Source organism: Oribacterium sp. C9 (assembly GCF_002007235.1).
Classification (GTDB): Bacteria; Bacillota; Clostridia; order Lachnospirales; family Lachnospiraceae; genus Oribacterium.
Window position 1 is genome coordinate 29,706 of sequence record NZ_MUHW01000014.1, and the last position, 26,925, is coordinate 56,630.

Below are 26,925 nucleotides of genomic sequence, written 5' to 3' on the forward strand. Positions count from 1 at the left end.
TAGATAAAATCTATGGAGGAAAAAGCAATGAAAAGAAAAATGGCAGGATTAGTGGCAGCAGCAACTGCAGTATCTCTGTTGGCAGGATGCAGCACAACCAATGAGGTTCCGGGAACATCGGGAAATGGCGGCACTCAGCAGGCAGCAGCTTCAGGAGATGGTGTGCAGCTTCGTTTTTCATGGTGGGGCAATGATGACCGCCATCAGGCTACACAGAAGGCTATCGACAGCTTCAATTCCACAAATACTTCGGGAATTACAGTAAGCGGTGAGCCATCAGGCTTCGATAATCTGCAGGAGACATTTGCAACCCGCTATGTAGGCGGAACAAATGCAGAGGTTATGACTCTGAACTTTGACTGGCTGGCTACCTTTGGATCAAAGGGGGACGGCTTCCTTGATTTAAGCACAATCAAAGATACATTTGATTTCTCACAATACGACGAAAACTTCCTTAAGACAGGCATGATGAAGGGCGTTCAGGAAGCGATTCCTTACGGACAGAATACCATGGGTGTATATCTTAACAAGTCTGCTTTCGAAAGATACGGCATTACAGAGCTTCCAAAGACATTTGAGGACTATGAGAAGGATGCAGCCATAGTTACTGCAAAGGATCCGGACAATTATCTTCTGGTAAGTCCGACCATCCGTTTTGCGGCAACATATTATCTTCAGCAGAAGACAGGCAAGGGGGAGTTCAATGACGATTACACCATGAACTGGACTGCTGATGATTACACAGATGCTGTAAAGTGGTACAAGGATATGGCAGATAAGCATGTTTTCTGTTCAAGAGAGGACTATGTTGAAAATGTCGGAAATGATCCTGTATCCGTTGCCCAGAATGAGAAGTTCCTTAATGCAGGATATCTCGGAGTTATGGAGTGGACCGGAGGTGTTGCATCCAACGAGGCAACACTGAAGGAAAAAGGCGACACACTGGTTATAGCTGAGCTTCCTACTATCGATGGTGCAAAGTTCAAGGGCACAATGGCTAAGCCTTCACTTCTTTTGGCTATAGATAAAAACTGCAAGAACCCTAAGGAAGCGGCAGAATTCCTTCAGTACATTTTAAACGATCCTGAGGGCGTAAAGCTCATGGGAACAAAGAGAGGCATGGTTGCTTCCAAGGCTGCCCAGAAGATTCTGGAAGAGGATGGTCAGATCAAGGATATAGTGAAAGATGCCTATGATTTCACCGGAAAGGCTGAGGTCATAAACGAGGTCGCATTCTTTGAGGCTGCTGATTTCAACAAGGCTTATCAGGATAATTATGAGCAGTTTGAGTACGGTCAGATTTCTGCAGAGGATTGCGGAAAGGCAATATTTGAAGCCAATGCATCGGCTCTTGAGACACTGAAGGCTCAGAACCAGTAATGAATTATAAACACGCTGCCGGATATAAGTCCGGCAGCTGTATCTCAGGAGAATATCTATGAAAAAGAGCAAAGTCGGCCTTTTATACATCCTTCCATGGCTCATCGGATTCATCTTTCTGACGGCCTATCCGTTTTTAAATGCCCTGGTAACCAGTTTTACCGATTACAATCTTATCGGATCAGCTCATTTTGTGGGGATAAAGAATTATCTTACACTTTTCTCGGAAAAGGATTTTATAAAGTCATTAAACAACACATTTCTGTATACCCTGTTGACTGTACCGCTTCAGCTTGCCTTCTCTTTGCTGGTTGCGTTCATTTTGAATTTTGAATTGAAAGGTATCCGTTTTTACAGAACGGCTTATTATATTCCTTCCATTCTGGGGGGCAACGTGGCAGTTGCCGTTCTTTGGAGATTTATGTTCCAGCAAAACGGCGTTGTGAACTACATTCTCGGATCAATCGGAATAGCTCCCGTCAGCTGGTTTTCGCGTCCGGTGGGGGCCATGACCATCGTCATCCTTTTAAAAATCTGGCAGTTTGGATCGTCAATGCTTATATTCCTTGCGGCACTGAAAAATGTACCTAAAGAGCTTTATGAGGCTGCAGATGTTGACGGCGCGAAAAAGTTCAGGCAGTTTTTCACCATCACTATGCCGCTTATCACACCTACGATTTTCTTTAATCTGGTCATGCAGCTTAACAATGCTTTTCAGGAGTTTAATGGACCATATCTGGTAACGGGAAACGGTCCCCTTAATGCCACCTATATGACTTCAATGTTTATCTATGACAATGCCTTTAAGTATTATCGTATGGGATATGCGAGTGCCGCCAGCTGGGTACTGTTCGGCATAATAGTGTTTATTACCCTGATTCTGTTTGGTACGCAGAATAAATGGGTATTCTATTCAGATGAGGGTTAATGATATGAATGCAGATAACAATATCATTCAGATGAGGGCTGATAATATGAGTGCAGTAAATAATAAAACCATATCCAGAGAGCTTCGCAGACAGCGGAGTGCAGAGATCAGTAAAGTCATCCGCTACATCATCCTTACGGTTGGAGCATTCATAATGATCTATCCCATATTATGGCTTATCGGAGGCACATTTAAGGATAACAGCGAGATCTTTACATCCATAAATTTCATTCCATCCCATATTGACTTCAAGGCTTACGCAGACGGCTGGCATACAAGGACACAGTACAATTTCGGACAGTATTATCTCAACACATTTATGTATGTCATACCGAAGATATTTTTCACCATCGCTTCCAGCACACTGGTGGCATACGGGTTTGCAAGATTTGATTTTCCATTTAAAAAAGTTCTTTTTGCCCTTTTTATGTCTACATTGTTCCTGCCGCAGGTGGTAATCCGCATTCCTTTGTATCTCATGTGGAAAAAGTTCGGACTTCTGGATACCTATGTTCCGCTGATAGCCACTTCGGTATTTGCCAATGAACCCTTCTTTGTGTTCATGATCATTCAGTTCCTGAGATCTACACCTACTTATCTTGATGAAGCGGCAACTCTTGACGGATGTAATTCATTTCAGCGTCTAGTCTTCATCATTCTGCCGATACTTAAGCCGACTATCATAAGCTGCTTTATTTTCCAGTTTATCTGGAGCTTTAATGATTTTTTGGGACCGCTTATCTACATCACCAGTCTTGTGAAGTATCCTGTATCACTGGCTCTTAAAATGTCTGTTGATACCTCAAGCGGTGTGGTAGCCTGGAACCAGATTCTGGCAATGTCTTTCATCGCACTTCTTCCGGCTATCATTCTATACTTTGTTGCACAGAAATATTTCACTGAAGGTATAGCCGCTTCCGGTGTTAAGGGATAACAGAATAATATGAATGTTTATAATTACAGCAATCTCGTTCCGGAGGTGCATTATTTCATTCACAGGAAATGCACTCCGGAATGGTGCATCATTCCCATGACCATCCCCTTTACTGATTTTACTTATGTGGTCAAAGGTGAGGCGGTCTATCATATAAATGACAAAACCTATATAGCTCATGCGGGAGATATCATTTATATCCCCAAAGGGTCACGACGTCAGGCAGAGTGCGTGGCGGATGATCTGATGGAGTGCTATGCAGTAAATCTTATGTTCAAAGACAATGATGGACAGGATGTGCGATTGCCGCTGGATACCATCACGAATATACGGCAGCAGCCTAAGATCCTTGAGATACTTCATGAGCTTGAAGAGGTATGGACAGGCAGAGAACCCGGATATCAGCTAAAAGCCAGAGGACTGGCGTGTCTGTATGTGGCGGAGGTGATGTCTGTTTATGAAAAGAAGTTCAGTGAACAGGCAGATCCCCGGATAACCGAGACCATCAAGTATATGAGAAAGCACTATAAGGATCCCCTGAGTATAACGGGAGCAGCTGATTACTATGGCCTTCATCCGAATTACTACGGGAATTTGTTCAAGAAGATCACCGGAGTCAGCTTCAACCAGAAGCTTATGGAGATCCGTCTGGAAATGGCCAGGAATATGCTTTACAGCGGGGAATACAATGTTTCCCAGGTTGCGGCAGAATGCGGATTCTCTGATATTTACTACTTTAGTAAGGTGTTTAAAAAAGCGGTTGGGGTCAATCCTTCCCTTCTTATTCCGGGCTGGACGGAAGTGAGTTAAGAAGCAGCACCATGGAGGTGAAAATATAATGACATACTATGTAACACAGAAAGCATTTCGTAGTGGTGATGGCACTAAAGAGCACCCTTTTAAGACAATTTCCGAAGCGGCAAAGGTGGCGAAGCCCGGGGATGAAGTTATGGTGGCGCCGGGAATATACCGTGAATATGTGGATCCTGCCAATGGGGGTACGGCTGAAGCCCGTATAACCTACCGTTCCGAGGTAAAGGGCGGAGCAGTGATAACCGGTGCCGAAAAACTGACAGGATGGCAACAGTATGAGGGCAATACCTATATGACCCGTGTGGGGAACGGTCTTTTCGGAAATTACAATCCATATACTGTACTTGTAAAAGGAGACTGGTACTTTGCCGAGCTTCCTGTACATACAGGTGAAGTGTATGCAGATGGTATACAGCTATATGAGGTTATGAAGAAGGAGGAGGTTCTGAATCCTGAACCTGCCCCCATGTCATGGGAACCGAAGGAAGTTTCGATACGTAAATGGTACACCGAGCAGGAAGGTTCTGACACTCTTATCTATGTCAATATGGGGGATGACCCAAGAGAACATGATATGGAGTTCAATGTTCGAAGGAACTGTTTCTATCCATCAAAGGAAGGAGTAGGATACATAACCTTATCCGGATTTACTGTTAAACAGGCTGCCACAACCTGGGCGCCTCCTACCGCTTATCAGGACGGAATGGTGGGCCCCCACTGGTCAAAGGGCTGGATCATAGAAGACTGTGAGTTAAGTGATTCACGGTGCTCCGGTATCAGTCTCGGAAAGTATCTGCAGCCTGAAAATGACAATAAGTGGACCCGTTTCGGATTAAAGGACGGAACCCAGACCCAGAGAGACTGTGTGATGCAGGCGATTAATGAAGGATGGTCCAAGGAAAGCATTGGCTCTCATATCATCCGTCGCTGTCATATACATCACTGCGGACAGACAGGTATAGTAGGACACCTTGGGGGAGCTTTTTCTGTAATTGAAGACAATCATATACATAACATAAACAATAAACAGGATCTGGCGGGTGCGGAGATAGGTGGTATCAAGATGCACGCTGCGATAGATGTGATTTTCCGCAGAAATCATATTCACCACTGCACAAGAGGCATGTGGCTTGACTGGCAGGCACAGGGAACCCGTGTCACAAAGAGCCTGTTCCATGACAATACACCTCCAAAGGGAATAAAGATCACAAGTCTTCTGGGGCTTGGAGAGGACATCTGGGTGGAGGTATCTCATGGACCTACTCTTTTGGATGACAATCTTTTCCTTTCACCCCTCTCCATGCGTATCAGCGCTCAGGGAATAGCATGTGTGCATAATCTGATCGGAGGAGCCATCACCTATGTTGATGCAGGAGTAGAGAACGGAGGGGCATATCTTCCGACACCACGTTATACACCGTATCATGTACCTCATAAGACAGATGTGGCCGGTTTTATGACCTTCAATCATGGGGACATGAGATTTTACAATAATATTTTCGTTCAGCAGGAGATTTCGAAGGATTATAAGGACTATGCCGAGGAAATAAAGGAAGAGAAGGAATACAATTTTGTGTGCGGACTGTCGGTTTATGACGGATATCCTACAACAGAAGAATATCTGAAGAATTTCGGCCCATGGAAGTTTTCAGATGAGGGTGCAAAGGACAAGTATTACGAACACTTCCCTGTGGATGCAGCAGGTAATCTTTATTTTAACGGAGCAAGGAGCGGTGACATGGAGACAGATGCCTATGTTGATGAGGGCAACATAGTGAAGCTGTCTTTGACCGGGGATGATGAGTCACCTGTTCTTGAAACAAATCTTTATGACATACTTCCGGATAAGAGAGAACAGACTATTTCAACAGCGGTATTAGGTCGTGCCTTTGAACCGGAGATGTGTTTTGAAAATCCTGATGGCAGTGAGATCATTTTTAATGAGGATTATTTTGAGGACCATAGGGAAGTGTGTCCGATTGCCGGCCCTTTTTCTACAGGTGATCAGATAAAGAAGCCTCTTTTCAGAGAATAGTTGGATAGTTTAGATAAAGACAGGTGATATGTATGTATTATATCGGAATTGATCTTGGAACCTCAGCAGTAAAGCTCCTTTTGATGAGGGAGGACGGAAAGATAGAGAACGTGGTGTCCAGAGAATATGAGCTTTCCTTTCCTCATCCGGGCTATAGTGAGCAGAATCCGGAGGACTGGTACAGACAGACTCTTGATGGACTGAAGGCTCTGGTCTCCGTAGTGGATCCAAAGGAGATAGGCGGAATCAGTTTTGGCGGACAGATGCACGGACTTGTTGCACTGGATGAGGAAGACCGTGTTTTAAGACCTGCGATTCTGTGGAATGATGGCAGATCCATAGAAGAAGTCAGGTATCTTAATGAAGAAGTAGGTAAGAAAGTCATATCCGGGTATACCGGAAATATAGCTTTTGCGGGATTTACGGCTCCCAAGATACTATGGATGAAAAACAACGAGCCGGAGCTTTTTGCAAGGATCAGGAAGATAATGCTTCCGAAGGACTATCTGGCATACCGTTTGTCAGGAAGCTTCTGTACGGATTACTCCGATGCCTCGGGGATGCTGCTTCTCGATGTTAAAAACAAATGCTGGTCGGCTGAGATGCTTAAGCTCTGCGGTATCACTGAGGACATGCTTCCGAAGCTTTACGAGAGCTACGAGACTGTAGGCTATCTTAAACCGGAGATAGCAGACAGTCTTTCTATGAGACATGATGTAGTGATCGCTGCCGGTGCCGGAGATAATGCAGCGGCAGCGGTTGGTACCGGAACAGTCGGAAGAAACAAGTGCAATATCTCTCTTGGTACCAGCGGAACCATCTTTATCACAGCAGACAGTTTCTGCGTCGACAGTAACAATGCTCTTCACGCATTTGCTCATGCAGACGGACATTTCCATCTCATGGGCTGCATGCTTTCGGCAGCCTCCTGCAACAAGTGGTGGATGGACAATATCCTTAAAACCGACCGTTATGCCAAGGAACAGACCGGTATAGTGAGGCTGGGAGAAAATCATGTGTATTTCCTGCCTTATCTTATGGGTGAGAGAAGTCCCTGGAATGATCCTATGGCGAGAGGCGCTTTCATAGGCATGAGTCTCAGTACATCGAGAGCGGATATGACACAGGCGGTTCTCGAAGGTGTGGCGTTTGCAACCAGAGATATGTATGAAGCTGCCGGATCGGCCGGCATCACTCCGGAAAGGACCATGATCTGCGGTGGCGGCGCCAGGAGTCCGTTATGGAGAAAGATGATCTCCAATATTCTCAACATATCCATAGATATACCGGCCTGTGAGGAAGGTCCGGGAATAGGCGGTGCCATGCTTGCCATGGTTGCGGACGGAAAGTATTCAACAGTGGAAGAAGCCGCGGCAGCCATAGTGGCGGTAAAGAGTACCTGTGAACCGGAACCTGAACTTGTAAAGAAGTATGAGGAGAGATATCAGAGTTTCCGTAAGTTGTATCCGGCATTAAAGACAGTGTATGGTGAACTTTGATAAAAATATTTAATGTATGATCCGCCGGGACACAGGCGGACAGGAGGTTGAAATGAGTTTTGCAAATGTACCTTTGGTTAAGGTTGGAATCGTTGCGGTAAGCCGTGACTGTTTTCCCGAGAGTCTTTCCGTAGAGCGTCGTAAGGCACTTGTAGCAGCATACAGTGAGAAGTACGATCCAAAAGAAATATATGAGTGTCCTGTATGTATAGTTGAGAGTGAGACACAGATGGTGGAGGCTCTTCAGGATATCAAGAAGGCAGGCTGTAATGCTTTGTGCGTATATCTCGGAAATTTCGGTCCGGAGATATCTGAAACACTTTTGGCAAAGCATTTTGACGGACCTAAGATATTCCTTGCAGCTGCGGAGGAGACTCAGGATTCACTTCTGGATGGAAGAGGAGATGCATACTGCGGACTTTTAAATGCAAGCTATAATCTGAGACTAAGAAACGTAAAGGCATATATCCCGGAGAATCCTGTAGGAGATGCGGAGGATCTTGCTTCAGAGCTTCATAGATTCATTCCTATCGCAAAAGCCATGATCGGACTTTCGGAACTGAAGATCATTTCTTTCGGACCCCGTCCACAGAATTTCCTTGCCTGCAATGCACCTATCAAGCAGCTTTACAATCTTGGGGTTGAAATCGAAGAAAACTCTGAGCTTGATCTCTATGAAGCATTTAATAAGCATGCATCGGATGAGAGAATAGACAGCGTTGTTAAAGAGATGGAAGAGGAGCTGGGGGCAGGCAACAAGAAGCCGGAGATACTCCGCAAGCTCGCACAGTATGAGCTCACTCTTCTTGACTGGATAGAGGCACATAAGGGTTATCGTAAGTATGTAGCCATCGCCGGTAAATGCTGGCCCGCATTCCAAACCCAGTTCGGTTTTGTTCCTTGCTATGTAAACAGCCGTCTCACAGGACGCGGTATCCCTGTAAGCTGTGAGGTGGATATCTATGGAGCCCTTTCCGAGTTCATCGGAACATGCATAAGTGATGATGTGGTGACTCTTCTTGACATCAACAACTCAGTGCCGAAGGATATGTACAGAGAATCCATAGAGGGCAGGTTTAACTATAAGCACAGTGATACCTTTATGGGATTCCATTGCGGCAATACCTGTTCATCCAAGATGTCTTCCTGTGAGATGAGAAATCAGAAGATCATGGCCCGCTCTCTTCCTGAAGAGGTTACAAACGGTACTCTTGAGGGCGATATAGCTCCTGGGGACATCACCTTCTACAGACTTCAGAGTACCTCTGACGGAATGCTTCGTGCCTATGTGGCAGAGGGCGAGATCCTTCCTGTGGCAACACGTTCCTTTGGAAGCATTGCAGTGTTTGCCATACCTGAGATGGGCAGATTCTATCGTCACGTGCTGATAGAGAAGAACTATCCTCATCATGGGGCTGTAGCCTTCGGACATTATGGAAGAGCGCTGTATGATCTGTTCAAGTATATAGGTGTTCCTGTTGAGGATTTAGATTACAACCAGCCGTCTTCATTACCATACCCTACAGAGAACCCTTTTAAATGATTTCATTCTATTCTGGTTTTACAGAAAAAAAGGAACCAATATGGAGATTGTGGCAGGCCAGCAGTTTAGCTGACCTGCCAGTTTCATGTGTAGTCCGGGATTGATTTTGTGAGCCACTGAGGCATGTCAAAGGTTACGGTTACATCCTGCCAGGTTTCCCGAACGGAAACCAGAGTGTAGTTGCTGAGGGCAGAATCTGGCTTCAGGGTTTAGTGCAATGTCTGTTTAAGCCGTTAAAAATATTTTAATGAACAATTTTACTTCATAAGTGCTACAATAAAACTCATTATGGGTGATGTTATCACTCTGCATTACAATATGAATACGAGGAGTTTCTATAGGTAATGAAGTCAACATTAAAAAGAACATGGGCAGAGATCAATCTTGATAATCTTGCCTTTAACTATAAAAAAATAAGAGAATACATCGGAAAAGATGTTAAGTTTCTTGGAGTTGTAAAGGCGGATGCCTACGGTCACGGTGCTGTTCAGGTATCACGACACCTTCAGGAACTGGGAGCTGATTATCTTGCGGTCAGCAGTATAGATGAGGCCATGGAGTTAAGGATCAATGGCATTACCATGCCGATTCTTATTCTCGGACATACACCAAAGGAGCAGGTGGACAGACTTATCTGCTTCAATATCACTCAGGCTGTTACCTGTGAGGCGAAAGCCATAGAGTATAGTGAAGAGGCAGTGAAGTGCGGAGGAACCTTGAAGATACATATCAAAGTTGATTCCGGCATGTCTAGACTTGGTTATATATGTGAGGATGATTATTTCCAGCATGGCGTTGACGGAATCTGTTATGCATGCGGACTTCCGGGACTTGATGCGGAAGGAATATTTACACATTTTGCTGTATCCGATGAAGAGGGTGAGGAGTGCGTAGAGTACACAAAGCATCAGTTCAAGCTCTTTACAGATGTAGTGAGTGCCGTTGAGGAAAAACTCGGTAAGAAGTTCAAGCTTAGACATTGTGCCAATACAGGTGCTACGGTTGACTATCCGGAAACTTATCTCGATATGGTGCGTCCGGGACTTCTTCTTTACGGATATGGTGATTTCGCGAAGCGCCTCGGTCTTAAACCTATCATGACTATGAAGACCACAGTGAGTACCATAAAGATATATCCGGCCGGTACGAAGATAAGCTACGGCGGACTTTTCACTACGGAAAAGAAGACAAGGATCGGTGTGATCCCTTACGGATATGCGGACGGATTTATGAGAAATCTGTCAAACAGATACAGCGTTATGACGAAGAACGGTCCTGCACCGGTACGCGGACGTATATGCATGGATATGTGTATGATCGATCTTACCGATAAGCCGGATGTGGTTATCGGAAGTGAGGTGGAGATCTTCGGAGAGCACAATCCGATAGAAAAGATGGCAGAGATGGCAGGCACCATTCCATACGAGCTCGTATGTGCAGTGAGCAGGCGAGTTCACAGAGTTTATATCTCTGACGGTGAGGTCGTTTACAGAGAATTGATGCTGAGAATGTGATATTTTAACAGGATGCTCTTTATCCGGACAGGTGGAGAAAATGAATGTAATAAACGATAAAAGAAATATTTCCATGATGATGGATCTTTATGAACTTACGATGGCAAATGGATATTTCCTTGGAGAGAACACAGAGACTAAGGTTGCATTTGATGTTTTCTTCAGAAGAAATCCGGATGAGGGAGGATTTTCCATATTTGCCGGACTGGAGCAGGTCATCCAGTATCTTGAGAATATGCATTTTGAACCTGAGGATGTGGAGTATCTTCGGAGCCTGAATCTTTTTGATGAAAAGTTTCTGAAGTGGCTTTCAGACTTCCGTTTCACCGGTGATGTGTATGCGTTCCCGGAGGGCAGCGTGATCTATCCGAATGAGCCTATCGTGACTGTAGTTGCCAATATAGTCGAGGCACAGCTCGTTGAGACAGAGCTTCTTACGCAGATCAATCACCAGAGCCTAATCGCTACAAAGGCCCGCCGTGTTGTACGTGCCGCTCAGGGCAGAGCAGTATCCGATTTCGGTGCCCGTCGCGCCCACAACAACGATGCTGCCATTTACGGCGCAAGAGCAGCTATAATTGGCGGTGTTTCCAGTACCGCTACAGTGATCGCAGGTCAATATTTCGACATTCCTGTTGGCGGTACCATGGCACACAGCTGGGTGATGTACTATGGTGATGAGCTTACTGCATTCCGTAAGTTTGCGAAGATCTATCCTGATAACTGTATCCTTCTGGTAGATACCTACGATGTACTTGATTCGGGTATTCCTAACGCTATAAAGGTGTTCAATGAGATGAAGGAAAACGGCATCAAATCAAAGAGTTTCGGTATCCGTATAGACAGCGGAGACCTTGCGTACCTTACCAAGGAAACCAGAAAGATGCTTGATGAAGCGGGATTCCCTGAGGCAAAGATCGTTATATCCAACTGTCTCGATGAGAACACAATAAACTCTATCCTGGCTCAGGGGGGTCAGGTCAATGCTTTCGGCGTAGGTGAGAGACTCATCACTTCACGTTCCGAGCCCGTTTTCGGTGCTGTTTATAAGCTTTGCGCCGTTGAGGAAAACGGGGAGATGCAGCCTAGGATCAAGGTGTCCGAGACCGTTGAGAAGATCACCAATCCCGGAATCAAGGAGGTTTACCGTATCTACAACAGTGAAGGTCGTGCCATCGCGGACCTCATTGCAAAGAAGGGGGAAGAGGTTGATCTTTCAGAGCCGTTCAGATTCGTTGACCCAAGAAAGCCATGGAAGGTTCGCTCCTTTGAAAACTGCACCGCAAAGAAGATGCAGAAACAGGTTATTAAGGGTGGAAAGAGGACTGAAGCTGAGATCTCCGCAAAGGAAATCGCTGTCTATGTAAAGGAACAGCTTGCAAATGAGATATGGGATGAGGAGCAGAGATTCGAGAACCCTCATTACCACTACATCGATATGACACCGGAGTACTATGAGATGAAGATGGATATCCTGGCAAGGGATGACTGGGCATAATCAGGCATCCGGAAGCATAAGTGATAAAAGTCTGGGACGGCTTTCCGTTGAGGAATCCATAGATCTGTACGCTTGAGATGTTACAAACTGAATAAAAGTTAAAGAAGCCTGTTACTCATTTGTGAGTAACAGGTTTTTTTATGTCAGAATGTGCGCAGGTGATACAAATGAATCACGATATATTAGGAGAGTAAAAAACATCACCGGATGAATTCGTCATTATGACAAATAAATGCATGATATTGACTGCTTTTATTATGATAATTATCATAATTAATAACAGGTCGATATATTGAATTAGACAGGATATCGATGTGGAGGTTCTGTCGTTTTACATGAAAGGAATAAACAATGAGGTCTTGGCAAAAATAGAGGGGGATCTTTTGAATAAAAAGTATTTGCTGATTATACCGATAATTGCAGCTTTATTTGTTTTTATAGGAACTAGGAAGATACATTACTATCCGTTTACGAATTCTATCGAACTGAACCAGGGAAATGTGCTGGATGTGGTGGACGATGATAATGGCCTGGTTGCAATCTGGGCAAAAAAACTGCTTTTTGCAAACCATAATCGAGAGCTTATAAAGGTTCTTTCCACTGATATTAATGGAGTGCAGAGCGAGCCCCGTGTAGTTGCTACTGACGGGGAGTATGTTTATGCGATCATCGGTGAAATATACAACGATTACAATTTTTACATCAATGAAAAATTTCTGAAATATTCTTTTTCCGGCGATTATCTGGGTGAATTATATAGACAGAATTATGATGAAGATTATTATGTTAATTCCAATCAGCTCAGGGATGTGATCATTCGTGACGGTTTCGCGTATATAACAAAGATTCAGGATCACAATGTACAGCTGATAAAGGTCAGCACTACCCCTGCTATAGAAGGTGCTGCCGCAGAAAGCACGGTTGTTGCATCTTTTGAAATACCTGAGATGGCTCAGACGGGAAAATATAATATAGATGAGAACAGGATCGAAATAAATAATCGTTTTGATGAAGTCTATTTTTATGACATGACAGAGAATAAACTGACCTTTCATCCGGAAATCACTCAAAAGCGGTTCAGACACCAGCCCTGGAATGCATCTATTATATTTTCCACTTTTACAAAGATCACAGATGTCCTTTATCATCTGGGGGCTGTAATCCTGATAATTACGGTTATATATGCTGTTTTCAAGATAGGTTCCGGTGGCTACATCACCCCGTACAGGACAGCTATAGTTTTTATTCTGCTCTTTCTTTCAGCTATAGTTTATTACGCCAACATAGAACTTAATGAATTTGATGAAGAACAACGGCAAAGAACCGTTTCCGCTGTCGAATCAGCCATGCTGGGTGTCCGTTACTTTGCAAAGAATGAGATGGACATAATAGGCGGCAAAGAGCCGGAAGATTTTAAGGCAAAAGAATTACGGGAATGGACTGAGTGGATTGCGCCTTACCTTAAGGAAGCCTGCAGAGCTAACGGAAAAGAGATGGGAATGTATGCCCAAATCTATGCTTTCAATAAAGATGGTGGAGCATATCTTCTTATAGATACCTATAATGAGTATCCCTTGGGAACCCTGTACTCTGATGTGTCGATCTCGTCTGATGAACGTGTGAATTCTTCGGACATGATGGTCTATACTGTAGAAAAAGAAGTTGACGGGACATATGGATTTATTCATGCTCCGATCTATGATGCCCAAAATAACATTGTCGGTTTTTTGGAAATGGGAAGCGAATATGGCAAACTTCGATATGACAAAATCCGTAAGGTAATCGGATCTGCCATGCAGTTGGTGGCATTGGTTGTATTCACCGTTATGCTCATAGATGTCATAATAAAGTATTCCAAAGAACTGATAGAGTACTCAGCCATTCGAAGAAGTCAGCCGACGGAGGCAAAATACTGTCTTAGCAACACTTATGATTTCCTGGTAACAGGACTTGTATATATGGACGGTATGATCATGGTCATGGCAATTGCAAGTATAAGCACAGACTCTACCATGGACATGGCTCTTCTGTTCGCGATTCCTTTCACTGCTTATCGTGTTGGTTCATGGCTTGGTTCAGTCATGACATCTCCGCTTCTTGGGCGATTTGGAGAAAAGCGAATGGGTATTGTCGCATCGATAATAAGTGGCGCCACTTTTTTTGGTATGTCCTTCGCGATACAGCAAAAAAATGTTTACATCTTTGCTGCATGCAAATTCCTGGAAGGCATTTTCCTGGAAAGTGTTCTGTACTCACTTGCTGAAGGAATACCATATGAGATTGAGGATATGGATTACAGGAATAGAAAGATTGCAGAAAGCCAGAGTGCCACTGCAGCAGCCACCCTGATATTTATGATGGTTGCAGGTCTCGTTGCATCGACTTTAGGATTTTCTGCAATGTACCTTATCGGTCTGGTTGTATGTGTGATTCTGATTCCATTCAGTTTTATTATATTTGGAAATGAAGAAAATGATGAAGAAATAAAGACTCTTCAGGTCTGGAAAGCGTTTGCAAAGCCACGTGCCCTTGTCTATATCGTTTTGATGGTGCTCACAATTTCTTTAGCCACCAGCTATGATGAGTATCTGTTTCCATTGATATCGGAAAGTGCCGGGCTTACAGAGATTGAAATGACCAGCATAGCAGTATTTTCAATAACTATCAGTTATTTTGGTGAAAGCATTGTATCTATATTTAATAGCTGGGATCCGCTTAAAGCCATGATTACAGCACTGTCTGTATGTGGAGTTTCAATGATGATCCTTCTTCTTAACATGAGTATTTTGTTTGCAACGATCGTTCTTTTCATATACAGCATCATGATCCGAATTACCGAAGTGCACAGAATCAACTGGTTAATTAAGCTGACTGCCAGTGATGATGTGGAAGGTAAAGATGTCCTGGAAAACTATTTTGCGCTTGAAGATGGCTTTAAGGTTCTTCACGGACCTGTTTTGGGACCGCTATGTGCTATCTCGTCTTCTGTTGCGGTGGGATGTCTCGGACTCTTGTGCCTTATTTCACCAAGGTTGTACGGAATAATAGTATCTAAGCAGAAAATAAATAACTCACACGAGGAGGATAAATAATATGGCATCGAAAATCATGTTTCTTGGTCTTGGGGTAGTACCACAGTCATTAATGGACATAATTCTAAAGAAAAAACTGTTTGCCCCAGATGATATTATCGTAATTGATAAAAACGAAAAAGCGCTTGATTTTTTCAGATCCCATGGCGGCAAGGAAGAAAATATACTTAGAGTCAAAGTTGATAAAGATAATTATATGGAAATTTTTGAACACTTAAAGCGAGATGATTTTTTAATTGAGCTTGCAAATGACATCGATGATCTGGTACTGACCACAGAATGTACTAAAAGAGGAATTCATTTCGTTACCACTTCGGATGGCTGGTTTTCCACAAAGGATCCTAATGATCAATGCTATGAAGAGCATCTTCAGGAGACACTTAAGATTGCCAGAACTTATCCTAAGTGCCCTACATCCATTATGAATTTTGGAATAAATTCAGGTGTGATCAATGTTTTGATCAAGAAAGCCCTGATAGATATCGTAGAAGAAGATGATACTTCTTTTGTTACAGAAAATCGTGAACACCTGAGAGAACTCATAAAAGAAGACAAATATGCTCAATTGGCCAGAGAATTGCAGGTGACCTATTTGATTGAGTCCGATTACGATACAACAGAGACAAGCATCGTCGAGCCTAAGCCGGACACAGCTTATTCAACCTGGAATCCGGTTGATTTCTATAATGAAATGAACGGAAGAGCATGCATGATCGTAGGAACTGATACCAAATTATCAGAAGCACTTGAAGTAATGGGTGCAAATGTAGATCAGATCCATGCATTTGACCCGGATAGTAGAATGCTGGAGTTAAAATATCCCGGTAAATTATCCAGAGTTAAAGCTGTGATAAACGATCAGATCATAGAAGGCTGTGCTGATGATCACGAAGAACTACATTCTATACGTGAATACTTCTCTATATGGAATGAAGATGGTGAACTGGAATATGCTCCATCAGTTATTTTTTCATATCTTCCCTGTGATATCGCGCTAAAAACCGCTCTTCTGGGGCATGTCGACGAATACCACGTAATATGTGAAGATGAGATGATTTCCGGTGGTGAAGCAATTGGTATGCTGGTTCAAGGCAACAACTTTAACAGCAGATATGTTGGAACCGAATCATATCTGGGAGACGGATGTATCGGTGCTCCTCCCGCATTCCTTGTTGCAGTTTCAATTTATGCTGCTCTAATATATGTTTTCAAACATCCTGATTCGGGAATCCTTTATCCCGAACAATTGGATGTAGATGAAATAATTTCTTATATTTCGCCATATTTGCCGGTGATATCAAAGAAAAGCCAACTTCTTGATACAGCCAATATTTAGTTAACTCAGTAAGTGCTTTTTATCGAGGCTGTCGAATGACGCGACAGCTTCGAATATAAAATAAACAGATTTAAATTTGTTCTTGACATCAAAATACCATTTCTGTATAATTCCTTTTGTTCGCAAGAAAGTGACGAAAAAAATACGCGCGAGTAGTAGAGTGGTACTACGTCGCCTTGCCAAGGCGAAGATCGCGGGTTCGATCCCCGTCTCGCGCTCGATTTTTTAAAGAGGAATCCTTGATTTTTCAAGGGTTCCTTTTCTTTTTATCTAAGATTCACATGTAGACAGTTTTAGACAGCTGATTCAAAGTGCTTCTTTGATCAAATCGTAGGTTTCCTGTTCTGTTAATGGATTAAATATATAAGACAGGGTTGTAGACAGATTGGTGTGCCCCAACTGCTTACGGATCTCATCAACAGGAACACCTGATACACTAAGATTTGATGCATATGTTTTTCTAATCTTATGAGAACTCTTAGTCTTTAGATCCATGCGCTCTGCATACTTCTGTAAAACGTAGTTTATCTTTCTTGATGTAAGTCTTTTACCGTCTTTCTTGAAGATGTAATCGTCCTTATCATAATTATCCGGACGAAGCATCAACAGGATGCTGTATGCTTTCGGAATAAGTGCTACAAAGCGGTCTCGACTAGTCTTTGTATGGTCTACAACAGAAAAGACATTTGTTTCCTGATCTCTGACTTCTTCACGCATTACATGAAGGTGATTTAAGCCTACTATATCGCCCCATTTAAGCGCTGTAAGTTCTCCGACACGTAATCCTAGATAGAAGTTTACTTTGACGGCTAAATAGGCTGATTCGTGAGTTTCCTGATACTTTAGATCAAGGTATTTCATAAGAGAATCTAATTCCTCTGTATTATAGGTTTCAGATTCTCCTGTTTTACGATTTACCTGACGGAATTTCACCATGATTCTGACATCTTTCATAGGGTTTTCTTTGATCTCATGCTTACGAAAAGCGAGATCAAACATACCATTCAAGATGGTTTTCACATTGGTGAATTCCTTGTTGGTAAGGTTATGCTCTTTTATCAGAGTATTACAAAGTTTCTCCATATAGATCACATCAAGTTTACAAATGCTTTTGCTGTCTACATCCTTGTCTACAAAATACTTTTTGTAATGCTGTTTGTGACGGATTATAGTGTTCTTACTGCTGGCAAGATTTGACTTATATTCAAGCCATTCTAAAAACAGTTCGTGGAATGTTTTCTTGTCAATGTTCTGTGAAAAATAAACTTCGTAGAGCTTTAAATACAGATCGTTTTCGGTCTGTGCTTTGAGACTCTTACGCTTTCCGGTTGTCTTATCCTTATATGTAGTTTGCCACCGTTTACAAAGACTGTTGGTGCAACTACACTGAATTCTGCTATGAACAAGGCATGCGGCGCAAACAAGAAGAAGTTCAGTCTTGTGTTCATGCACAGTGATGTCGCAACAGGACTCGAGAACTTAAATCTCATTGAGCACCTAAAGTATACCGACAAGGACGGAGTTCAGCGTGATCTTGACCTTGGCACTTGGAACGGAAAGCTCGTTGTCATTGATGATGACATGCCTACAAAGGCAGCAGTATCTACAGCCGGTGTTTGGGATATCGAAGTTAAGACAGCTGCTACAGCAGGCGACAAGATTGAGATTTGTGGAACAACTTTCACATGGGTAGCAAACGGTGAGACTCCGGCTGCCGATGAAATCGAGCTTCCTTCCACAAATAATATCACAAACGAAGCGACTGCAATCTACACCAAGCTGAATGCGATCACCACAGGTGACATCGCAAAGTTTACATGGGCAAACGGAACAGCAAAGCACGTGACTGCAACACAGAAGAACACAGCGCCTGGTGCTATCTGCACAGCTGAGGTTGATTCCGGTGCCGCAACAATGGTGATTGCTCTTACAAACACAACTGAGCCCGTTGAAGCTACTGACTACACCTCATACATCCTTGGTGAAGGCGCTATAAGCTATGAGGATGTGGGAGCAAAGGTTCCTTACGAGATGGCGAGAAATGCTGCACAGAACGGTGGCGAGGATACTCTTTACATCAGACAGCGTAAGTGTTTCGCACCTTTCGGCATTTCTTACGAAAAGGCTGTTCAGGCTAGTCTTTCACCTACTGACGCAGAGCTCCAGAACGGTGCGAACTGGATACTCGTTCACACAGGCGAAGTACAGGCATCTGACAGGTCCTACATCAACCACAAGGCAATTCCTATTGCAAGGATCATTTCAAGAGGTTGAAGCCCGGAAAGGTCAGGTGATGAATCATGACTTTTGATGTGGCAAGCGTTGCAAGCCGTTTAGCGTCACTTGGTTATACAGTCAAGGAAACAGATTCTGCTTCCTTGACTTTCTGTGTGGAAAAGGTCAGAAACACGATCAAGAATGATGTTAATTTGAATGATGTACCAGAGGGACTCGTTCATATTGCCATAGATATGGCTTGCGGCGAATTCCTCAAAGGCAAGCTGACATTTGCGCCGGATGATTTATCCGGTTTTGATTTAAGTGTTGCCGTGAAGCAGATAACGGACGGTGATACAACTACAATATTCGCTGTCGGAGACGGTTCAAAGACCCCTGAGCAAAGACTGACATCTTTTATCGATTACCTTTTATCCTACGGAAAGGAACAGTTCCCCTGTTTCAGGCGGATGAGATGGTAAGCACGGCGGTTCTTGCTGCACGACAGGCGGCAAGGGTGATTCATGAAGCGAATCACTATGACGGGATTTTCACTGTCACAATCTACGCAAAGGTAAAAGATCCAGTAACAGGGCTGACCACAAGGTCAGAACAACCGGTACAGGGGCTTACGGATGTTCCGTGCCATCTGTCAATAGAAAGCAAGACAGCGGCAATACAATCGGAGTCAGCGGCGGCAGTTGCACAGGTCACCAAGCTGTTCACGCAGCCTGATGTGGTTATCCCATCCGGATCCAAGATCACAGTGACGCAGGCAGGAGTGACGAAAGCATATAAACGCAGTGGTATTCCTGCGGTTTACATCTCACATCAGGAGATAGTCCTTGATGTGTTCAATGGGTGGTCATAATGGCACGGTTTGGCAGATTTGACCTAAGCGGTATGAAGGAACTCCAGAAGGACCTTCAGAAGCTACAGGATACGGATGAGTTTGCTGAAGCCTGTGCGAAAGAGTTAGCGGCACGTCTGCTTGCAAAGGTCATCAAAAGAACGCCGGTAGGTGAATACTCAAAGGAAACGGGAAAGAAGGGCGGCACTTTAAGGCGAGGATGGACTGGTGAAAAGCGCCAGGATGCCAAAGCTTATGTTGACAGTCTGAAGGTGAACCATTTCGGCGATACATATGTCATCGAGATCATCAACCCTGTTGAATACGCATCCTATGTTGAGTTTGGGCATCGTACCGCAAATCACAAGGGATGGGTCACAGGCAAGTTCATGATGACTATTTCAGAGAATGAGCTGGAAGAGATAGCGCCTAAAGTGTTGAAAGCAAAGTTAAAAAAGTATTTAGGGGGTGCATTCAAATGATTGTGAATGACATCATTTCCGCAATCAGCATTGCCCTGAATGCGGAATTCAACCCGGAGGTCGAAGAAGCACGGTATGAAGTTACTGCCGAAGAGATAAAGCAGGGGCTTCAGGAACCGTGTTTTTTCATTAAGTGCATCAACCGGGCACATGAGCAATTCCTCAGTAGGCGGTATCATCAAGGGTCACAGTTCGTCATCCAGTATTTCCCGGAATCCTCCACGGGATATGAAGCTGAGTGCAACGATGTGGCTGACAGACTTACGTGGTGTTTGGAATACATCACATGCGTTGGTGATACCAGACCTATAAGAGGCACCGGTATGCATGCCGAAGTCAATGACGGGGTACTGAGTTTCTTTGTCAACTATGATGGTTTTGTGTTGAAACCATACAGCGAGGTTGTCATGGAGACCCTTGAATCAGCAGTTGGAACAGAATGAGGTAATAATCATGGCTGATAAGAAAACAGCACAGGCGGAGGCTTCTGAGGCAAAATTCAGCAAGGCTCAGCTGTGCGCATCAAAGAGATATGTCGAAAGACGTGATGTGCTTTATGCGATGCTTGATGATTCGAAGGAATACACTTTAGCAGAAGCAGATAAGGCAATAGAAGAATTTATGAAAATGAAAGGATAAGGTGAAGTGATATGGCATTAGGCGGTGGTACTTTCCTTACGGAAAATAAAATTTTACCCGGCTATTACATGAATGTCGTTTCAAGAGCAAGCGCAAGTGCTACACTTTCAGATCGAGGAACAGCGACAGTTCCGCTGGAACTTGACTGGGGCGTTGAAAACGCCATTTTTACGGTAACCAATGAGGATTTTGAAACGAATTCACTCAAGATTTTCGGTTACCCATATGACTCTGACAAGATGAAGGGACTTCGAGACCTTTTCAAGGGCGCAAAAACTCTTCATACATTCAATCTTTGCAGTGTCAACAGTGGCGCGGCAAAGGCGGACTGCACTTATGCGACAGCAAAGTATAAGGGTGTAGCCGGTAATAACATTAAGATCAAGATCGCGGCGAATGCAGATGATAACACCAAGTTTGATGTTACAACACTGTATTCATACGACGGAACCAATTTCAACGAAATGGATGTTCAGACTGTTGCTACAGCGGCAGGACTTGTAAGCAATGACTGGGTTGATTTCAAATCAGGTGCGACACTTGCTGCTACAGCCGGAACAGCACTTACAGGCGGTGCCAACGGTACAGTTGACGGAACAGCATATCAGGCATATGCGGACAAGATCACAGCTTACAGCTTCAATGTTATGGGTATCCTGTCAACTACTACAGCTGTCAAGAATCTGTTCATCAGCCTGGTCAACAGATTACGTGATCAGCTTGGAATTAAGTTCCAGCTTGTACTCCATCAGGCAGTTGATACATGCCATCCCGATTACATTGGCGTTATCAGTGTTGAAAACGACATAGATAACACCAGTGTTGATACCGGATATCCTGTTTCAGCGGCAGTTTACTGGGTAACAGGTAAGGAGGCAGGTGCCAATGTGAATGAGTCTATTCAGAACACTGTTTATAACGGTGAGTTTAAGATTCAGACAGATTACACACAGGCACAGCTTGAGCAGGCGCTTACAGCTGGTAAGTTCATCTTCCATAATCAGAATAACGATGTCTGTGTTTTGGAGGATATCAATACATTTGTTACTGTTACTGATGTGATGGGCGAAGTATTCCAGGACAACCAGACTATCAGAGTAATAGATCAGATTGCCCTCGATGATGCAACGCTTTTCAACGGCAAGTACAACGGACATGTGCCGAATGACGCTTCCGGAAGGAACAGCCTCTGGTCAGACCTCGTTAAAATCAGACAGGAACTTAATGACATGCGTGCCATTGAGAATTTCAAGGATACAGATGTTACAGTTTCACAGGGCGATACCAAGAAGTCTGTAAGGGCAAATTCTGAGATTCAGATTGTTAACACCATGGGCAAGCTGTACATGACCGTTGTGGTTGTCTGAAAGGATGGTGAGATAAATGCCTAATAACGTAACTATAAAATCACGTGATACCATTGCTGCAAAGCTTGCAGAGTGCTTCGTCACTATCGGTTCACGTCGCTACAACTTTATGCAGATGATCGACATGGAAGCTAAGGTTGAGAAGACCAAGGCTGAGGTACCACGACTGGGTGCTGTTATGGTCGGTCACAAGACCGTTGGGATGACTGGTACATTTTCCGGTACTGCCCACTATAACCAGTCAGTGCTTCGTCAGATGCTTCTTGACTACAAGAACACAGGCGAGGATGTTTATTTCGAGATGCAGATAACAAACGAGGACCCTACATCCGCTGCAGGGCGTCAGACCATCATTCTGTATGACTGCAATACAGACGGCGGTGTTCTCGCAAAGTTCGATGCTGACGGTGAGTACCTTGATGAGGATATCGAGGGTACATTTGAAGATTTCAGCATGCCTGAGAGCTTTGCGAACCTTACAGGTTTCCTTACAAACTAAGCTTTAGCCCTTATATGGCACTCACATAAAGCCATATAGGGGCTTTTGAATACTCAGATGGATAATTGAAAGGGTGAAAGAAAAATGTCTAAATTTGCGCTTTTTATGAAGCAGAACAAAGAGCAGAAGCCTAACGAAACATATGCGCCGACTGCCACACTGAAAGATGAGAATGGAAACCCACTTGAGTGGGAGTTCCGCCGTATCACATCCAAAGAAAATGATATCATCCGCGACGAATGTACCACAGAGGTGCAGGTCACAGGAAAGCCAAATCTTTTCAGACCAAAGGTAAACGCATCCAAGTATCTGGCTAAGCTCATCGTTTCGGCAACTGTCTTCCCGGATCTTCTTGACACTGAGCTTCAGGATTCATACGGTGTGAAAACTCCGGAAGATCTTCTGTACGCCATGGTAGATGATGCCGGTGAATATCAGCAGTTCGGCGTGTGGATGCAGAAATATCAGGGATTTACAAAATCCTTTGATGATAAGGTCGAAGAAGCAAAAAACTGATTGAAGGTGACGGTGAAGACTGGGAAGCCAATTATGCATACTATGCATTGCATAAACTTCACATGTTACCATCTGAGTTCCTAGGGCTTGATGAAAATGAAAAAGCATTTGTATGCGCAGCCATTGACATCAAGCTGAAACATGACAAGGAACAGCAAAAGCAAGCGAAACAAAAGAAAAAGCACAAATAAGAGAGGGTCATAATATGGCTGGTATAAGTACGGGCATTGAACTAAATGATGGCTTCTCGCAGCAGATTTACAGCATGATCAATGCGGTAAATGCCGGTGTATCCGCCATGGAACAGCTTGAGAGCACCATGGATGCAAATGTGAGCATGGATGGTATATCTAACATCCATGATGGCGTTAACCGTGCGGCTGAAGCTGTGAACGATCTCATTCAGTCAATGGCACAGCTACATAATACTGACCCATATTCCGAAAACAGTATGCCTTCTCCGATGGAGACAAGCCCGGAGACGGCTCAGCCACGTGCGCCCCCTGAATGGATGCATGACGGTTTACAGGTTTTCACGAATACGGGCATTGAACGTTTTGAACAGGAAGTTCAGAACACGGACACAATGATGTCCGCACTGACTGAAAAGCTTCAAAGAACAGCACAGATTGCATCAGGAATGGATATCATGCCGGATGGAGCTGTGCAGGATATTCAGTCAGTTCAGACACGCCTTCAGGGCATTCAGCAGCATATCCAGTTGATAGAATCAAACCCATTGAACATGGGAACTGCCGAAGCCAACGAAGGGCTTGAGACACTACGATCACAGCTCTATCAGGCAGAAAAAGCACAGGACGCACTGAACGCCGCACTGGAAGACATGGATGTCGAAGCCGCCAATGAAGCATATATTCAATTATCCAATACCGTAAGCAACACCGAAAGATATATTCGCGATAACACCGATGAGCAGGGCAGATTTAACAGTGTCATCGATGAAGGAACAGAATCTGCATTCAGTCTTCAAAAGGCGATTGCGGGAGCAGTTGCAGCGTTTGCCGGAGTAGCCGGAATACGTAAGGCGATAGGATGGATTCAGGACACGACAGAAGCCTTTAACATCCAGAGGAACGCGGAAACGCAGCTGATGACGGTTCTCGGCAACATGGTTGATTATGCGGAAGTTCCTGAATTCATAGTTGGAATAGATGACACACTTGCCTTGGATGAAGCCGGTGAACTGATAAGCAAGATTGACGGTATGAAGGTCGAGATCTCACCCGAGATGAAGACTGATTATCTGTTGAATCAGTTCGATACATTATCAGCAAAAGCATCAGAGATTCAAAGTCGCGGAATGTTCGGCGATGAAGCGATGATGGCTGCCGCTGGTGAATTTGCGACATATATGTCAGATGTTGATGCCATCAGTATGATGATGGATACATTGACAAACTATGCGACCGGTATGTCAGGTGGTGGTGAAATTGATACCACGCAGATGGTGGATTATGCCACTAACCTTGGTAAGATCATGACCGGTGCCTATGACGCGATGACCAAAAAGGGCTTCGAATTCACGGATGCACAAAAAGCGGTCATAAAGGGCAGTGCGACAGAAGCACAGTACATCGAAGCTCTGGGCGAAGATTACATCAACATGTCTGAGGACATGAGATCGGCAACAGTTATTGCAGATATCATCAACGAGTCATGGGTCGGTCTGTATGAGACAATGTCGGATACACCACAAGGCAAGATTCAGCAGATGACTAACAAGTTCGGCGATATGAAGGAAATGGTCGGTGGTCAGTTGTATCCGTACGTGATGCTGTTTGTTGATTCTATCCTCGAAAATTCCGACACAATTCAGGGAGTGCTGAATGGATTTACCGAAGCTTTGCAATTCGTCATGGGAATTCTTTCATCCCTGATAGAAATAGCTTTTCAGGTGGCCTCGGTCATTATAGACAACTGGTCAATCATAGAGCCGATAATCGCCGGTGTTGCGGGTGCTTTATTGGTTTATTATGGGGCACAGCTTGCGGCAAATGCAGTATCTGTCGTCAGTGCAGGTATTCACCTGGCAATGGCTGCAGCGCAGATGGCACAGGCCGCAATGACAGGAACACTTACAGCGGCAACGGCGGCACAGATTGCAGCACAGGAAGGGCTGAACGGAGCAATGTACGCATGTCCTATTGTATGGATCGTCATGCTCGTTATTGCTTTGATAGCAGCTTTGTATGCGGCGGCATCCGCGATTGCACATTTTACAGGAATAGCAAACTCCGGATTGGGAGTCATTGCCGGTGCTATAGGCGTGGTTATCAGATTCTTTCAGGAATTATGGTCAGCCGCATGCACAATTCTTTCAGCCATAGGTGCAGGTGCGGTAGCGCTGGGTAATAATATGGTGGCGGCGTTCCACAACAGTATCGCCAATGTAAAGACTTTCTTTTATGACCTGTTATCGACAGCGATGTCGGTCATCAGTCAGATAGCATCAGCATTGTCACAGCTTCCGTTCGTTGAATTTGATGCATCAGGTCTTGCCAGCGCGGCAGGTGACTATGCAGCAAAGGCACAGGCGGCGCAGGACAGCAAGATGGAGTACCAGGATATCGGTGCTGCATTCCAAGAGAAGATGGCCGGTTTTTCCGCGTTCCAAAGCGGGTGGGTATCAGATTCATTCAAAGCCGGTGCAGCTGTCGGTGATAGCATCGCGGATAGTATTGGAGATGCATTGTCATTTGACAACCTTTTCAATGTTGATTCACTGACTGATATGGGCGATCTTGCTACCACCATTGCGAATGGTACAGGTGCCGGCCTTGAAGGTTCCGGAGTTCCGAGTGCCGCCGGTGGCACAGCAGATAATACCGGCAAGATGGCAAAAGAGCTGTCAAAGACATCGGAAGATCTGAAATATTTGCGTGACATTGCAGAACAGGAAACTGTGAACAGATATACGCTGGCAGAAGTCAATGTCGACATGTCAGGAATGAGCAATCACATCAACAATGAAATGGATCTGGACGGCGTGATTGGAAGAATGACTGATGCTGTAAACGAAGCTATAGATAATATTACGGAAGGGGTACATCAGTAAATGAGCAGAAGCGGTTATGATGTGTATATCGGCAAGTGCTTATTGCCGGTGGCACCTGAAAAAATACAAGTAAAGATAAAGAACCAGAATAAGACACTGAACCTAATAAACGAAGGTGAGGTGAACATTCTGAAAAATGCCGGACTTACGGAAGCTGAATTCGAATTCATCGTACCGCAGGTCCGGTATCCTTTTGCGGTATATAAATCTGGGTTCAAGGACGCGTCATATTACTTGAACTTCCTCGAAAAGACTAAAAAAGGACATAAGAAAGTTCAGTTCATCATCTGCCGTCGCACAGTTGGCGGTAAAGGACTGTTTAATACCAACTTGAAGGTGTCAGTTGAAGACTGGGCTATCACTGATGATGTGAAAGAAGGCTATGATCTTACTGTCAAAGTGAAGCTGAAACAGTGGCGAAACTATGGCACCAAAACAGTGACCATCAAACAGCCGGAACTCGAATCTGTAATAGCTCAGATGGAACCGGACCGTGAATCCGACAATTCACCTGCGCCAACTACGCAGCCGTTGACGTATACAGTCCAGAAAGGTGACTGCCTTTGGAAGATAGCCAAACAGTTCTATGGTAATGGTTCAGCATATAATGTGATCTTTAATGCAAACAGTAACCAAATCAGCAACCCAAACCTGATTTATCCCGGACAGGTTCTGGTGATTCCGACGGTATAAGGGGGTGTATGAAT

General features: G+C 44.2%; 23 protein-coding genes and 1 tRNA gene. 23 read left to right on the plus strand and 1 reads right to left on the minus strand.

Annotated elements, in window-relative coordinates; translation table 11 throughout:
• The first annotated feature begins 27 nt into the window (after positions 1–27).
• The 12 genes from BXO88_RS09750 (at position 28) to BXO88_RS09805 (ending at position 16,790) form a co-directional block, all read left to right on the plus strand.
• Positions 28–1,380, plus strand: coding sequence for an ABC transporter substrate-binding protein (locus BXO88_RS09750; RefSeq protein ID WP_078037547.1), 1,353 nt, complete (start codon positions 28–30; stop codon positions 1,378–1,380).
• Between the two features lie 58 nt (positions 1,381–1,438).
• On the plus strand, positions 1,439–2,308 hold the full coding sequence (locus BXO88_RS09755) for a carbohydrate ABC transporter permease (protein ID WP_078037548.1): 870 nt from the start codon (positions 1,439–1,441) through the stop codon (positions 2,306–2,308).
• A 4-nt stretch (positions 2,309–2,312) separates the two neighbouring features.
• Positions 2,313–3,242, plus strand: a complete 930-nt coding sequence (locus tag BXO88_RS09760) for a carbohydrate ABC transporter permease (protein ID WP_242945190.1) — start codon at positions 2,313–2,315, stop codon at positions 3,240–3,242.
• Positions 3,243–3,251: 9 nt separating this feature from the next.
• Positions 3,252–4,052 carry a helix-turn-helix domain-containing protein gene (locus BXO88_RS09765; RefSeq protein ID WP_078037549.1) on the plus strand — a complete coding sequence of 267 codons (801 nt, stop codon included), beginning with the start codon at positions 3,252–3,254 and terminating at the stop codon, positions 4,050–4,052.
• A gap of 28 nt (positions 4,053–4,080) precedes the next feature.
• Positions 4,081–6,090 (plus strand): right-handed parallel beta-helix repeat-containing protein, encoded by a 2,010-nt coding sequence (locus BXO88_RS09770; protein ID WP_078037550.1) that lies wholly within the window; start codon positions 4,081–4,083, stop codon positions 6,088–6,090.
• Between the two features lie 32 nt (positions 6,091–6,122).
• Positions 6,123–7,589 carry a xylulokinase gene (xylB, locus tag BXO88_RS09775; RefSeq protein WP_078037551.1) on the plus strand — a complete coding sequence of 489 codons (1,467 nt, stop codon included), beginning with the start codon at positions 6,123–6,125 and terminating at the stop codon, positions 7,587–7,589.
• Between the two features lie 52 nt (positions 7,590–7,641).
• Positions 7,642–9,132 carry an L-fucose/L-arabinose isomerase family protein gene (locus BXO88_RS09780; RefSeq protein WP_078037552.1) on the plus strand — a complete coding sequence of 497 codons (1,491 nt, stop codon included), beginning with the start codon at positions 7,642–7,644 and terminating at the stop codon, positions 9,130–9,132.
• Between the two features lie 344 nt (positions 9,133–9,476).
• Positions 9,477–10,646: an alanine racemase gene (gene alr / locus BXO88_RS09785; protein ID WP_078037553.1), complete on the plus strand. Its 1,170-nt coding sequence runs from the start codon at positions 9,477–9,479 to the stop codon at positions 10,644–10,646.
• Between the two features lie 40 nt (positions 10,647–10,686).
• A complete protein-coding gene (locus BXO88_RS09790) occupies positions 10,687–12,144 on the plus strand; it encodes a nicotinate phosphoribosyltransferase (RefSeq protein WP_078037554.1) in 1,458 nt (485 codons plus the stop codon).
• Positions 12,145–12,479: 335 nt separating this feature from the next.
• Positions 12,480–15,236 (plus strand): MFS transporter, encoded by a 2,757-nt coding sequence (locus tag BXO88_RS09795; protein WP_078037555.1) that lies wholly within the window; start codon positions 12,480–12,482, stop codon positions 15,234–15,236.
• A 1-nt stretch (position 15,237) separates the two neighbouring features.
• Positions 15,238–16,572: a saccharopine dehydrogenase NADP-binding domain-containing protein gene (locus BXO88_RS09800; protein WP_078037556.1), complete on the plus strand. Its 1,335-nt coding sequence runs from the start codon at positions 15,238–15,240 to the stop codon at positions 16,570–16,572.
• A gap of 146 nt (positions 16,573–16,718) precedes the next feature.
• A tRNA-Gly gene (locus tag BXO88_RS09805) sits at positions 16,719–16,790 on the plus strand.
• A gap of 88 nt (positions 16,791–16,878) precedes the next feature.
• On the opposite strand, the gene BXO88_RS09810 is transcribed toward BXO88_RS09805, so the two are convergent.
• Positions 16,879–17,655, minus strand: coding sequence for a tyrosine-type recombinase/integrase (locus tag BXO88_RS09810; protein ID WP_078037557.1), 777 nt, complete (start codon positions 17,653–17,655; stop codon positions 16,879–16,881).
• Positions 17,656–17,970: 315 nt separating this feature from the next.
• Between BXO88_RS09810 and BXO88_RS16875 the strand changes: the two genes are divergently transcribed.
• From BXO88_RS16875 to BXO88_RS09870, 11 genes are all read left to right on the plus strand, one after another.
• Positions 17,971–18,846 carry a hypothetical protein gene (locus BXO88_RS16875; RefSeq protein WP_242945191.1) on the plus strand — a complete coding sequence of 292 codons (876 nt, stop codon included), beginning with the start codon at positions 17,971–17,973 and terminating at the stop codon, positions 18,844–18,846.
• A gap of 26 nt (positions 18,847–18,872) precedes the next feature.
• Positions 18,873–19,271: a hypothetical protein gene (locus tag BXO88_RS09825; RefSeq protein WP_078037558.1), complete on the plus strand. Its 399-nt coding sequence runs from the start codon at positions 18,873–18,875 to the stop codon at positions 19,269–19,271.
• Positions 19,265–19,660: a hypothetical protein gene (locus BXO88_RS09830; RefSeq protein WP_078037559.1), complete on the plus strand. Its 396-nt coding sequence runs from the start codon at positions 19,265–19,267 to the stop codon at positions 19,658–19,660. Before BXO88_RS09825 ends, BXO88_RS09830 begins: the two co-directional genes overlap by 7 nt.
• Positions 19,660–20,121, plus strand: coding sequence for an HK97 gp10 family phage protein (locus tag BXO88_RS09835; protein WP_078037560.1), 462 nt, complete (start codon positions 19,660–19,662; stop codon positions 20,119–20,121). The genes BXO88_RS09830 and BXO88_RS09835 overlap by 1 nt, the downstream gene beginning before the upstream one ends.
• Positions 20,118–20,564, plus strand: coding sequence for a phage tail terminator family protein (locus tag BXO88_RS09840; protein ID WP_242945192.1), 447 nt, complete (start codon positions 20,118–20,120; stop codon positions 20,562–20,564). The genes BXO88_RS09835 and BXO88_RS09840 overlap by 4 nt, the downstream gene beginning before the upstream one ends.
• 10 nt (positions 20,565–20,574) lie before the next feature.
• Positions 20,575–20,760, plus strand: a complete 186-nt coding sequence (locus BXO88_RS09845; RefSeq protein ID WP_078037561.1) for a hypothetical protein — start codon at positions 20,575–20,577, stop codon at positions 20,758–20,760.
• 11 nt (positions 20,761–20,771) lie between these two features.
• On the plus strand, positions 20,772–22,127 hold the full coding sequence (locus BXO88_RS09850; RefSeq protein WP_078037562.1) for a phage tail sheath C-terminal domain-containing protein: 1,356 nt from the start codon (positions 20,772–20,774) through the stop codon (positions 22,125–22,127).
• Between the two features lie 16 nt (positions 22,128–22,143).
• On the plus strand, positions 22,144–22,626 hold the full coding sequence (locus BXO88_RS09855; protein ID WP_078037563.1) for a phage tail tube protein: 483 nt from the start codon (positions 22,144–22,146) through the stop codon (positions 22,624–22,626).
• Positions 22,627–22,710: 84 nt separating this feature from the next.
• Complete coding sequence (locus tag BXO88_RS09860) at positions 22,711–23,142, plus strand: phage tail assembly chaperone (protein ID WP_078037564.1); 432 nt, start codon at positions 22,711–22,713, stop codon at positions 23,140–23,142.
• Positions 23,143–23,347: 205 nt separating this feature from the next.
• Positions 23,348–26,218, plus strand: a complete 2,871-nt coding sequence (locus BXO88_RS09865) for a hypothetical protein (protein ID WP_078037565.1) — start codon at positions 23,348–23,350, stop codon at positions 26,216–26,218.
• Complete coding sequence (locus BXO88_RS09870) at positions 26,219–26,911, plus strand: LysM peptidoglycan-binding domain-containing protein (RefSeq protein WP_078037566.1); 693 nt, start codon at positions 26,219–26,221, stop codon at positions 26,909–26,911. It begins immediately after the preceding gene.
• Positions 26,912–26,925: the final 14 nt, after the last annotated feature.

Bases quoted from the DNA above. Each gene is read 5' to 3' on its own strand.
- BXO88_RS09750 (WP_078037547.1), top strand. From the start codon at position 28: ATGAAAAGAAAAATGGCAGGATTAGTGGCAGCAGCAACTGCAGTATCT.
- BXO88_RS09755 (WP_078037548.1), top strand. From the start codon at position 1,439: ATGAAAAAGAGCAAAGTCGGCCTTTTATACATCCTTCCATGGCTCATC.
- BXO88_RS09760 (WP_242945190.1), top strand. From the start codon at position 2,313: ATGAATGCAGATAACAATATCATTCAGATGAGGGCTGATAATATGAGT.
- BXO88_RS09765 (WP_078037549.1), top strand. From the start codon at position 3,252: ATGAATGTTTATAATTACAGCAATCTCGTTCCGGAGGTGCATTATTTC.
- BXO88_RS09770 (WP_078037550.1), top strand. From the start codon at position 4,081: ATGACATACTATGTAACACAGAAAGCATTTCGTAGTGGTGATGGCACT.
- xylB (WP_078037551.1), top strand. From the start codon at position 6,123: ATGTATTATATCGGAATTGATCTTGGAACCTCAGCAGTAAAGCTCCTT.
- BXO88_RS09780 (WP_078037552.1), top strand. From the start codon at position 7,642: ATGAGTTTTGCAAATGTACCTTTGGTTAAGGTTGGAATCGTTGCGGTA.
- alr (WP_078037553.1), top strand. From the start codon at position 9,477: ATGAAGTCAACATTAAAAAGAACATGGGCAGAGATCAATCTTGATAAT.
- BXO88_RS09790 (WP_078037554.1), top strand. From the start codon at position 10,687: ATGAATGTAATAAACGATAAAAGAAATATTTCCATGATGATGGATCTT.
- BXO88_RS09795 (WP_078037555.1), top strand. From the start codon at position 12,480: ATGAAAGGAATAAACAATGAGGTCTTGGCAAAAATAGAGGGGGATCTT.
- BXO88_RS09800 (WP_078037556.1), top strand. From the start codon at position 15,238: ATGGCATCGAAAATCATGTTTCTTGGTCTTGGGGTAGTACCACAGTCA.
- BXO88_RS09810 (WP_078037557.1), bottom strand. From the start codon at position 17,655: ATGGAGAAACTTTGTAATACTCTGATAAAAGAGCATAACCTTACCAAC.
- BXO88_RS16875 (WP_242945191.1), top strand. From the start codon at position 17,971: ATGAACAAGGCATGCGGCGCAAACAAGAAGAAGTTCAGTCTTGTGTTC.
- BXO88_RS09825 (WP_078037558.1), top strand. From the start codon at position 18,873: ATGACTTTTGATGTGGCAAGCGTTGCAAGCCGTTTAGCGTCACTTGGT.
- BXO88_RS09830 (WP_078037559.1), top strand. From the start codon at position 19,265: ATGGTAAGCACGGCGGTTCTTGCTGCACGACAGGCGGCAAGGGTGATT.
- BXO88_RS09835 (WP_078037560.1), top strand. From the start codon at position 19,660: ATGGCACGGTTTGGCAGATTTGACCTAAGCGGTATGAAGGAACTCCAG.
- BXO88_RS09840 (WP_242945192.1), top strand. From the start codon at position 20,118: ATGATTGTGAATGACATCATTTCCGCAATCAGCATTGCCCTGAATGCG.
- BXO88_RS09845 (WP_078037561.1), top strand. From the start codon at position 20,575: ATGGCTGATAAGAAAACAGCACAGGCGGAGGCTTCTGAGGCAAAATTC.
- BXO88_RS09850 (WP_078037562.1), top strand. From the start codon at position 20,772: ATGGCATTAGGCGGTGGTACTTTCCTTACGGAAAATAAAATTTTACCC.
- BXO88_RS09855 (WP_078037563.1), top strand. From the start codon at position 22,144: ATGCCTAATAACGTAACTATAAAATCACGTGATACCATTGCTGCAAAG.
- BXO88_RS09860 (WP_078037564.1), top strand. From the start codon at position 22,711: ATGTCTAAATTTGCGCTTTTTATGAAGCAGAACAAAGAGCAGAAGCCT.
- BXO88_RS09865 (WP_078037565.1), top strand. From the start codon at position 23,348: ATGGCTGGTATAAGTACGGGCATTGAACTAAATGATGGCTTCTCGCAG.
- BXO88_RS09870 (WP_078037566.1), top strand. From the start codon at position 26,219: ATGAGCAGAAGCGGTTATGATGTGTATATCGGCAAGTGCTTATTGCCG.